This window comes from Allobosea sp., from assembly GCF_048595345.1.
GTDB lineage: Bacteria > Pseudomonadota > Alphaproteobacteria > Rhizobiales > Beijerinckiaceae > Allobosea.
This window is the reverse complement of record NZ_JBMDWH010000123.1, coordinates 17,693-27,872: the sequence shown is the minus strand read 5'-3', so window position 1 is coordinate 27,872 and position 10,180 is coordinate 17,693. Positions and strand designations below refer to the sequence as shown.

General features: G+C 67.9%; 9 protein-coding genes. 6 read left to right on the top strand and 3 right to left on the bottom strand.

Going from position 1 to position 10,180, the window contains the following annotated elements:
• The 3 genes from infB to truB form a co-directional block, all read left to right on the top strand.
• A partial coding sequence (gene infB, locus ACOJTB_RS12255) for a translation initiation factor IF-2 (RefSeq protein ID WP_420102801.1) occupies positions 1-1,475 on the top strand: 1,475 nt, incomplete at its 5' end.
• Between the two features lie 148 nt (positions 1,476-1,623).
• A complete protein-coding gene (gene rbfA, locus ACOJTB_RS12250) occupies positions 1,624-2,076 on the top strand; it encodes a 30S ribosome-binding factor RbfA (protein ID WP_420102800.1) in 453 nt (150 codons plus the stop codon).
• A complete protein-coding gene (truB, locus tag ACOJTB_RS12245) occupies positions 2,066-3,013 on the top strand; it encodes a tRNA pseudouridine(55) synthase TruB (RefSeq protein ID WP_420102804.1) in 948 nt (315 codons plus the stop codon). The genes rbfA and truB overlap by 11 nt, the downstream gene beginning before the upstream one ends.
• Positions 3,014-3,070: 57 nt before the next feature.
• Here truB and hemA read toward each other — a convergent pair whose 3' ends face one another.
• The 3 genes from hemA to ACOJTB_RS12230 all read right to left on the bottom strand — a co-directional run bounded on the left by hemA (position 3,071) and on the right by ACOJTB_RS12230 (position 6,505).
• A complete protein-coding gene (hemA, locus tag ACOJTB_RS12240) occupies positions 3,071-4,282 on the bottom strand; it encodes a 5-aminolevulinate synthase (RefSeq protein WP_420102799.1) in 1,212 nt (403 codons plus the stop codon).
• Between the two features lie 135 nt (positions 4,283-4,417).
• Positions 4,418-5,677 (bottom strand): allantoate amidohydrolase, encoded by a 1,260-nt coding sequence (locus ACOJTB_RS12235; RefSeq protein ID WP_420102798.1) that lies wholly within the window; start codon positions 5,675-5,677, stop codon positions 4,418-4,420.
• A gap of 81 nt (positions 5,678-5,758) precedes the next feature.
• On the bottom strand, positions 5,759-6,505 hold the full coding sequence (locus ACOJTB_RS12230) for an SDR family NAD(P)-dependent oxidoreductase (RefSeq protein ID WP_420102803.1): 747 nt from the start codon (positions 6,503-6,505) through the stop codon (positions 5,759-5,761).
• A gap of 381 nt (positions 6,506-6,886) precedes the next feature.
• On the opposite strand from ACOJTB_RS12230, the gene ACOJTB_RS12225 reads away from it, so the two are divergent.
• The 3 genes from ACOJTB_RS12225 to ACOJTB_RS12215 all read left to right on the top strand — a co-directional run bounded on the left by ACOJTB_RS12225 (position 6,887) and on the right by ACOJTB_RS12215 (position 10,087).
• The gene (locus tag ACOJTB_RS12225) at positions 6,887-7,717 is read left to right on the top strand and encodes a WecB/TagA/CpsF family glycosyltransferase (protein ID WP_420102797.1); all 831 of its coding nucleotides are present in this window, start codon (positions 6,887-6,889) and stop codon (positions 7,715-7,717) included.
• A gap of 183 nt (positions 7,718-7,900) precedes the next feature.
• The gene (locus tag ACOJTB_RS12220) at positions 7,901-8,944 is read left to right on the top strand and encodes a GMP reductase (protein WP_420102796.1); all 1,044 of its coding nucleotides are present in this window, start codon (positions 7,901-7,903) and stop codon (positions 8,942-8,944) included.
• 111 nt (positions 8,945-9,055) lie between these two features.
• Positions 9,056-10,087, top strand: coding sequence for an amino acid ABC transporter substrate-binding protein (locus tag ACOJTB_RS12215; protein ID WP_420102795.1), 1,032 nt, complete (start codon positions 9,056-9,058; stop codon positions 10,085-10,087).
• The last annotated feature ends 93 nt before the right edge of the window (positions 10,088-10,180 follow it).

The window sequence follows — 10,180 nt, the reverse complement described above, 5'->3', positions numbered from 1 at the left end:
CCTCGCTGCTCGACGCCATCCGCAAGACCAAGGTCGTCACCGGCGAGGCCGGCGGCATCACCCAGCATATCGGCGCCTATCAGGTGACGACGCCGCTGGGCACCACCGTGACCTTCATCGACACCCCCGGCCACGCCGCCTTCACGGCGATGCGCGCCCGCGGCGCCAAGGTGACGGACATCGTCGTGCTGGTCGTGGCCGCCGATGATGGCGTGATGCCGCAGACCGCCGAGGCGATCCAGCACGCCAAGGCCGCCGGCGTTCCGCTGATCGTCGCGATCAACAAGGTCGACAAGGCCGACGCCAACCCGGACCGGGTGCGCGCCGAGCTGCTGCAATACGAGATCCAGGTCGAGACCCTGGGCGGCGAGACGCTCGAGGTCGAGGTTTCGGCCAAGACCGGCCAGAACCTCGACAAGCTGCTGGAGGCGATCTCGCTTCAGGCCGAAGTGCTCGAACTGCGGGCCAATCCGGATCGTCCGGCCGAGGGCACCGTCATCGAGGCCAAGCTGGATCGCGGACGCGGCCCGGTCGCGACCGTCCTCGTCCAGCGCGGCACGCTGCGCACCGGCGACATCGTCGTGGCGGGCGCCGAATGGGGTCGCGTGCGTGCCCTCATCGGCGACACCGGCGCGCAGATGAAGGAGGCTCCGCCCTCCATGCCGGTCGAGGTTCTCGGCTTCAACGGCACGCCCGAGGCCGGCGACCGCGTCGCGGTGGTCGAGTCCGAGGCCCGCGCCCGCGAGATCACCGATTACCGCGAGCGCCAGCGCCGCGACCGCCTCGCCGCGCGCGGTGCGGCCTCCGGTGCCGGCCGTTCGCTGGCGGAGATGATGCGCGAGCTGAAGGAAGGCGCCGGCCGCAAGGAGTTCCCGCTTGTCGTCAAGGGCGACGTGCAGGGCTCGGTCGAAGCCATCGTCGGCGCGCTCGAGAAGGTCGGAAACGACGAGGTGCGTGCCCGCGTGCTGTCCTCCGGCGTCGGCGCGATCACCGAGTCGGACATCACCCTCGCCCAGGCTTCGGGCGCGGTCGTGGTCGGCTTCAACGTCCGTGCGCACAAGGAAGCGCGCGAGGCGGCGGAGCGGGCCGGCGTCGAGATCCGCTACTACAACATCATCTATAACCTCATGGATGACGTGAAGGATGCGATGTCGGGCCTGCTGGCGCCGACGCTGCGCGAAACCATGCTCGGCAATGCGACGATCCTCGAGATCTTCAACGTCTCGAAGGTCGGCAAGATCGCCGGCTGCCGCGTCACCGACGGCACCATCGAGCGCGGCGCCAATGTCCGCCTGATCCGCGACAACGTCGTGGTCCACGAGGGCAAGCTCGGCCAGCTCAAGCGCTTCAAGGACGACGCCAAGGAAGTCGTGGCCGGCCAGGAATGCGGCATGGCCTTCGAGAACTACCAGGACATGCGCGCCGGCGACGTCATCGAGTGCTACCGCGTCGAGGAGATCAAGCGCAGCCTGTAAGGGCCGCGCCTGCTCCCTCGTCCTGCCTCCGGCAGGGTCCGGGCATCGTCCCGACAGCGCACGCATCTCGCCGAGAATGGCCGGGCAAGCCCGGCCATGACTCTTTCCATCGACCGTCCATCCGGTCCGATCCCGGAGAACGAGACTTATGGCCAAACCTGCAAAACCGTCCGGCCCATCCCAGAGGCAGTTGCGCGTCGGCGAACTGATCCGCCATGCCCTCGCCGAGATGCTGGCGCGCGGCGATATTCACGACGACGTGCTGGCCAAGCATGTCGTCACCGTGCCGGAGGTGCGCCTCTCGCCTGATCTCAAGCTCGCCACCTGCTATGTCATGCCGCTCGGCGGGCAGGATGTGCCGGCCGTGCTGAAGGCGCTCGAGCAGCACAAGAAGCACCTGCGTGGCGAGATCGCGCATCGCGTGAACCTCAAATACGCGCCCGATCTGCGTTTTCGCGCCGATGAAAGCTTCGCCGAGGCCGAGCGCATCGACGCCCTGCTCGATTCCGACCCCGTTCGCCGCGACACCCAGGTCCAGCGCCTGAGGATCGAGCAGGACGACATCTCCCCCGAAGACGACCGCCGTGACGATGACCGCTGAGAACCGCGACGAGACCGCCCCGCTGCCGGACGCCGCCAGGCCCCCGCGCCCCAAGCGCCGCGACGTGCATGGCTGGGTGGTGCTCGACAAACCGGTGGGGATGACCTCCACCCACGCCGTCAGCGTCGTCAAACGCGCCTTCTCGGCGAAGAAGGCCGGTCATGCCGGCACGCTCGACCCGCTCGCCTCGGGCCTCCTCCCGATCGCGCTCGGCGAGGCCACCAAGACGGTCCCCTTCGTCATGGACGGCCGCAAGGCCTATCAGTTCACCGTCGCCTGGGGCGTCCAGACCGATACGGACGATACCGAGGGCCGGGTCATCGCGACCTCCGATCTGCGCCCCGACCAGGCGGCGATCGCGGCGCTTCTGCCGCGCTTCACCGGCACCATCCTGCAGACGCCGCCGAAATTCTCCGCGATCAAGATCGCCGGCGAGCGCGCCTACGACCTCGCCCGCGACGGCGAGGAGGTTACGCTGGAGGCCCGCCCGGTCGAGATCGACGCGCTGACCATCGTCAGCCATGACGGCGCGACCACCACCTTCGAGGCCGAATGCGGCAAGGGCACCTATGTCCGCGCCATCGCCCGCGATCTCGGCCTGGCGCTGGGGTGCCTCGGTCATGTCGCCCATCTGCGCCGCACCCGCGTCGGTCCCTTCGCGGTCGCGCAGGCGGCGAGCGTCGAAACCCTGCGCGAGAGCCCGGAAAGCGCGCTCGCGGCGCTGCTGCCGGTCAAGGCGGCGCTGACGCTGATCCCCGAGATCGTCCTGCACCGCGACGCCGCCGCCCGCCTCAAGCGAGGCCAGAGCGCCCTGCTGCGCGGCGCCGGCGCGCCGGTCGAGCTTGAGGTGGCCTACGCCACCTGCGCCGGCACGCTGGTCTCGACGGGCTCGGTGCAGAACGGCGAGTTCGTCCCGCACCGGGTCTTCAATCTCTGATCTGAACGCCGAAGGCGTGATCGAACGCCGTGCGGGATTGTCTGACGGGAGGCGGCCTCAAGCCGCCCGCTTCAGCCCGTCACGTGCCCAGATTGCGGTCAGCGCCGCCACCAGCCGGTCGATATCGGCGTCCGAGTGGAAGGGCGAGGGCGTGATCCGCAGCCGCTCGGTGCCGCGCGGCACGGTGGGGTAGTTGATCGGCTGGACATAGATGTCGAAGCGGGCGAGCAACTCGTCGCTGATCGCTTTGCAGGTCTTCGCCTCCCCGACCATCACCGGCACGATGTGGCTGGGATTGGGCAGATGCGGAATGCCGGCGGCATCGAGCCGGCGGCGCAGCACCTGCACCCGATCCTGCTGGCGCTCGCGCTCGGCAGCGCTGCCCTTGAGATGGTCGATGGCTGCGATCGCACCCGCCGCCACGGCCGGCGGCAGGGCGCTCGAGAAGATGAAGCCGGAGGCAAAGCTGCGGATGAAGTCGCACAGCGCCGCCGAGCCGGTGATGTAGCCGCCGACGACGCCATAGGCCTTGGCCAGCGTGCCCTGGATCAGCGTGATGCGATGCTGCAGCCCCTCCCGCTCGGAGATGCCGCCGCCGCGCGGCCCATAGAGGCCGACCGCATGGACCTCGTCGCAATAGGTCATTGCGCCGAATTCGTCGGCGACGTCGCAGAATTCGGCGATCGGCGCGATGTCGCCGTCCATCGAATAGACCGATTCGAAGGCGACGAGCTTCGGCCGCGCCGGATCGAGCCCTGAGAGCTTGCGCCGCAGATCCTCGGGATCGTTATGGGCGAAGATCAGTTTCTCGGCGCGCGAGTGCCGGATGCCCTCGATCATCGAGGCATGATTCAGCGCATCGGTCAGCACGATGCAGCCGGGAATGCGCGATGCGAGGGTGGAGAGCGAGGCCCAGTTCGAGACATAGCCCGAATTGAAGATCAGCGCGGCCTCCTTGCCGTGCAGATCGGCGAGCTCGCGCTCCAGCAGCACATGGTAATGGTTGGTGCCACCGATATTGCGCGTACCGCCGGCACCCGCCCCGCTGCCGTCGAGCGCCTCGTGCATCGCGGCCAGCACCTTGGGATGTTGCCCCATGCCGAGATAGTCGTTGGAGCACCAGACCGTGACCTCTCTCGCGCCGCTCTCCCCGTGATAGGTCGCGAGCGGAAACCGCCCGGCCTGCCGCTCCAGATCGGCGAAGACGCGGTAGCGACCCTCCTGGCGCAGCCCGTCGAGCTCGCGGCGAAAAAACTGTTCGAAATCCATGGCCAGCCTCCTGCGGCGGGCTTCGTTTAGGCCCCGCGCGCGGATGAAGGAATGCTGCGCGGTGTCGCGGCCGGGCTGCGCTGGGCCTTCGCAGAGAGCCGGCCGCAAAGCCGCGCGGGGTTTGCTGGCACCGCTTTAGGCCGAGCCGTCCGCCAATTCCAGCAGGGTTTCCAGCAGCACCCTGATCGCCAGGCCGGCATCTGCCTCCGTCATGTTCTCCAGCGGCGAATGGCTGATGCCCTTTTCGTTGCGCACGAACAGCATCGCCACGGGGGCGATTGCCGCCATGGCCATAGCATCGTGCCCGGCGCCCGAGGGCAGGCGCCGCGCCGCGAGATTGCTGCCGCTGCGGGCGATGCCGGCGGCGAAGGCCTCCTGCAGCTCCGGCGCCATCGGCACGGCGGCCGCCTTGGCATAGGTCGTGATCGAGACCGCGACGCCACGACGCTGCGCGATCGCTTCGAAGCGTTCGCGGATCGCCGCGTCCATCGCGGCGAGCGTGGCGTCGAGGGGGGCCCGAAAATCGATGGTGAACTGCACCGCGCCGGGCACGACATTGGTGGCGCCCGGCTCCGGCCGGAAGACGCCGACCGTGCCAACCGCCTGGTCATGCGCGCCGGCCACCGCCTCCAGCGCCAGCGCCATCTCGGCCGCGGCCGTCAGCGCGTCCTTGCGCAAGGCCATCGGCACCGTGCCGGCATGGCCGGCCTCGCCCGTCACCCGCACCTGCGCGCGGCTCTGGGCGTTGATCGCGGTGACGATTCCGACCGCCTCGTTCTGGGCCTCCAGCACGGGGCCCTGCTCGATATGCACCTCGAGATAGGCGCGCAGCGAGCCCGGCGTGCGCGCCAGCGCCGCGATGCCGGCCGGGTCGCCGCCGAAGGCGCGCAGCGCCTCGCCCAGGGTGACGCCGTCCTCGTCCTTCGCGTCGAGCCAGGCCGGGTCGTGATGGCCCGCCAGGGCCTCGGAGGTCGACAGATGCGTCGGGAAGCGGACATTTTCCTCGTCGCCGAAGGCCACCACTTCCACGGGGAAGGGCAGGGCGATGCCGGCGTCGCGCAGCGCCTGCATGGTAAGGATGCCGGCGACGACGCCGAGATTGCCGTCGAACCGGCCGCCATCCTTCACCGTGTCGATATGAGAGCCGATCATGACGGCCGGCGCGCCGGGCACCGTGCCCTCGCGCCGCCCCTGCACCGAGCCGGCGGCGTCGATGAAGGCGGTCAGCCCCGCCACCTCCATCGCTCCTTTCACCCATTCCGCCGCCTGCCGATGCGCGGGTGAGAGATAGAGCCTCGTCAACTTGCCGGGCTCGTCGGTGAAGCGGTTGAGCCCGGCCAGCGCGGCGAAGGCGCGGGCGCCGAGCACGGCGGCGGAGGGGAGTGTCTGGTTCATGGCGGGAAGGCGAGCCGAGGCTAGTGTGAGGGTGGCGGGGCGGTGGCAGAGTGTGGCAGCGTTGCCGCCGGGAAACCCACGTCAATAGGTGGCGCGGCCTCCAGAGAGGTCGAACACGCCCGCCGTCGTGAAGCTGTTCTCGGCGGAGGCGAGGAAGGCCACCATCGCAGCGACCTCCTGCGGCTGCAGGAAGCGCCCACGCGGGATCTTGGCGAGCATGTAGCCGATATGCTCCTCGCTCATCTGGTCGAAGATGCGCGTGCGCGCGGCGGCGGGCGTGATGCAATTGACGGCGATGTCCCTGTCCGCCAGCTCCTTGCCGAGGGATTTGGTCAGCGCGATCACCGCCGCCTTCGAAGCCGAATAGGCCGAGGCGTTGGGGTTGCCCTCCTTGCCCGCGATCGAGGCGACGAGGACGATGCGCCCGTAATTGCGCGCGATCATGCCGGGAACGACCGCGCGGCAGCAATGCAGCGTGCCGTCCACGTTGAGCCGCATGACACGGGCCCAATCCTCCAGCGGATACTCCCAGGTCTTGTGGTTGGGCCCGGCGATACCGGCGCTGGTGACGAGGATGTCGATGCGGCCATGCGCGCGCTCGAGCGCCTCGGTCGCGGCCTGCACCGCCGACGCATCGGTGACGTCCACGGCCTGTCCGGTCGCGCCCTGTCCGATCTCGGCTGCCGTGCGGGCTGCGAGCGCGCCATCGACATCCCAGATCGCCACGGTGGCGCCACTGGCAGCGAAGCGTTCGGCCACGGCTCGGCCGATGCCCTGGGCTCCTCCGGTGACGATGGCGACGCGCCCGTCGAGATCGATGCGGTTCACCATAGGCTTTCTCCTCGATGGTTCGGCAGGCGCCCAGGCTTGCCGTTGCGCGCATCAGAGCGGATTGCGCGGCCCCGATCAATCTGCCCCGCCTCGCCGCGCATTAACCCATTCGGCCCAGCCCGCAGGCCGGGTGGGGGGCGCGAGTTGTCCCGAATTGGGTCTCTGTGTCCCGGCTCGTGCCGAATTAAATCAAATTGTCAGTAATCGATCGACTATTGAATAACGAACATCAAGGAAGTGTATCGACCTGGAACGATATTGCGATATTGCATTGCAGCAAGCGTTAAGTGGTGATCGTCAATCGAGTGAAGATGAAATTCACCCTTTAGTCGAGTTGATCTTGACCGCAACGGTTTGGCTCGCGACATGATGGTCGCCATGAGCCTCTTTCACCTGTCCGGATCGAAAACGACGGTGCCGCGAGCAATTGCGCTGCCCCTGGCTGCTGACGCGGACGGCCGCAAGCGCGGCGGCTATGTCAGGCGCGACATCGGCGGCATCGGCGTTGCCGTCGTCAATCGAGGCACCGCGATCACGGAGCTGGCGGAGGCCGTCATCGAGGGCGGGCACGTCAAGCTCGCCTTCTGCAACGCCAATCTCGTCAACGTGCTGGCGGACGAACCGGCGCTCCAGCGCAGTCTCTCCACCTTCCTGGTGCTGGCGGATGGGATCGGCGTCGATATCGGCAGCTGGCTGCTCTACGGCGCGCCCTTTCCCGACAATCTCAACGGCACCGACTTCTTTCCGGCCTTCTTCGCTTCCCAGCCCCGCACCTTGAAGGTCGGTCTGCTCGGCGGGCGCCCCGGTGTCGCCGATCGCGCGGCCGAGCAGCTGGCGCAGCGCTATCCGCAGCATCGCTTCGCCGTGTTTTCGCACGGCTATTATGCCCCGGAGGAGGAGCCGGCCCTGCTGGACCGAATCCGGCAGCACCGGCCCGATATTCTGCTCGTGGCCCTCGGCAATCCAATTCAGGAGCGCTTCATCGCAGCGAAACTGGGTCCGCAGCATTGCTCGGTCGCGGCCGGCGTCGGCGCGCTGTTCGATTTCTTCGCCGGCGAGGTGCAGCGCGCCCCGGCGGCATGGCGCCGCGCGAGGCTGGAATGGGTCTATCGCCTCTGGCTTGAGCCTCGCCGGCTGTGGCGCCGCTACGTGCTGGGCAATCCGGCCTTTATGCTGCGCATGTGCCGCCAGTATTTCTTCGGCCGATAGACCATCGCACGTCCGAACGGACGCTGTCCCGATGCTCCAAGATCGTGCTGGGTGCTCTCGCCCGCGAGCCGGCCGGTCCCGTCCTCTGATGGCGGGGCTGCGGCGGATTCCTCTTTCCGCCCCGATGCTCTAGGTTGGCCGCGCGCGCCGAAGGCGTGTCCCCGGAGAGTCGGAAGGCCGATCATGCGCATCGAGAACGACCCGAAGCTCGATTTCCGAGATGTGCTCATCCGGCCCAAGCGCTCGACCCTCGGCAGCCGTGCCGAGGTCGAGGTTCAGCGCAGCTTTCGTTTCGCGCATACCGGCGGCGAATGGACGGGTTTTCCGTTGATCGCGGCCAATATGGACGTCGTCGGCACCATGGCGATGGCGCGCGCCCTGCTGAAGCACGGCGCCATGGTCGCGCTGCACAAGCATTACGATGTCGAGGAGCTGATCGCCTTTTTCAGCGAGCCCGATTCCGCCAACGCCTTCTACTCGCTGGGCACGACGCAGGCCGATCACGACAAGCTGAAGGCCGTCCATGCCCGCGCGCCGATCGCCAAGATCTGCCTCGACGTCGCCAATGGCTACACCGAGAAGTTCGTCGACACGGTGAAGGCGACGCGCGACGCTTTCCCCCAGGCCGCGATCATGGCCGGCAATGTCGTCACCGGCGACATGACCGAGGCGCTGATCCTGGCGGGCGCCGACATCGTCAAGGTCGGTATCGGCCCCGGCTCAGTCTGCACCACCCGCAAGATGACCGGCGTCGGCTATCCGCAGCTGTCCGCGATCATCGAATGCGCCGATGCCGCCCACGGGCTGAAGGGCCTGGTCTGCGGCGATGGCGGGCTCACCGTGCCGGGCGATCTCGCCAAGGCCTATGGCGGCGGCGCCGATTTCGTGATGATGGGCGGCATGCTCGCCGGCCATGACGAATGCGAGGGGCAGATCCGTTACGAGGAGCGCGAGGGCGAGCGCGTACCGGTGGCGATGATCTTCTACGGCATGTCTTCGGACACCGCGATGAAGCGCTATTCGGGCGGTGTCGCGCGCTATCGCGCCTCCGAGGGCAAGACCGTCGAGGTGCCCTATCGCGGCCCGGTCGAAGGCACCATGCTCGAGCTGATGGGCGGCGTTCGGTCCGCCATGACCTATATCGGTGCGGTCCGGCTGAAGGAGATGCCCAAGCGCACCACCTTCATCATGGCGGGCAGCCAGCTCAACACCGTCTTCGGCAACTGACCCGCAGGCTGCAACGCCCCCCGGCGGAAAACCGATTCCTCTTTTCGCCGCAGCCCCTATAGTCCGCACTTCGACACGGAAAAGCCGCAAAGGCTTCGGGGAGACGACACTATGACGATCAGGATTCTGGCGGCTGCCGCGGCTCTGGCCGCCACCGCGACAGTGGCCCAGGCCCAGCAGCTGGCGCCGAGCCCGACGCTCGATGCGGTCAAGGCCCGCGGCCATCTCGAATGCGGCGTGCATCTGGGCCTGCCGGGTTTCTCTTTCGCCAACGACAAGGGCGAATGGAGCGGCCTCGACGTCGATTATTGCAAGTCGCTGGCCGCCGCCATCTTCGGCGACGCCACCAAGGTGAAGTTCACGCCCACCTCGGTCCAGCAGCGCTGGCCGATCCTGCAATCGGGCCAGGTCGACGTGCTCGCGCGCAACTCGACCATCACCTTCTCGCGCAACGCGACACTCGGCCTCAATTTCCAGGGCATCAATTTCTACGAAGGCCAGACCTTCATCCTCCGCAAATCCACGGGCGTGAAGGAGGCCGAGGGCCTCGATGGCGCTTCGGTTTGCGTCGCCGCCGGCTCGACCGAGGAGAAGAACGCGGCGGACTGGTTCCGCGAGCGCAACCTCAAGGTCACCATCACCAATTTCCAGAAGAACGACGATGCCATCGCGGCCTATGACGCCGGCCGCTGCGACGCCTACACCGCCGGCGTCGGCGCGCTCGCCGGCCAGCGCATCAAGCTCAAGGCCCCCGACGACCATGTCATCCTGACCAAGCCGATCTCCAACGATCCGCAGGGCCCGGTGACGCGCTGGGGGGACGAGCGCTGGCAGCTGATCGTGCGTTGGGTGCTGAACGGCACCATCGCGGCCGAAATGCTCGGCGTCACCTCCAAGAACGCCGAGGAGATGAAGGCGAGTTCCAAGAACGCCGAGGTCCGCCGCCTGCTCGGCGCCGAAGGCGGCTTCGGCCCGATGATGGGGCTCTCCAACGACTGGATGCTCAACGCGATCAAGCAGGTCGGCAATTACGGCGAGAGCTATGAGCGCACCGTCGGCATGGGTTCGCCGCTGAAGCTCGAGCGCGGCCAGAACCAGCTCTGGACCAAGGGCGGCGTGCTCTTCACCCCGCCCTTCCAGTGAGAGAGGCGGCGGTTTCCAGCCGACACGGAAACACGCCGTCATCCCGGACAAGCCGCGTCAGCGGCGCCGATCCGGGGTCCATGCCTGAACGGT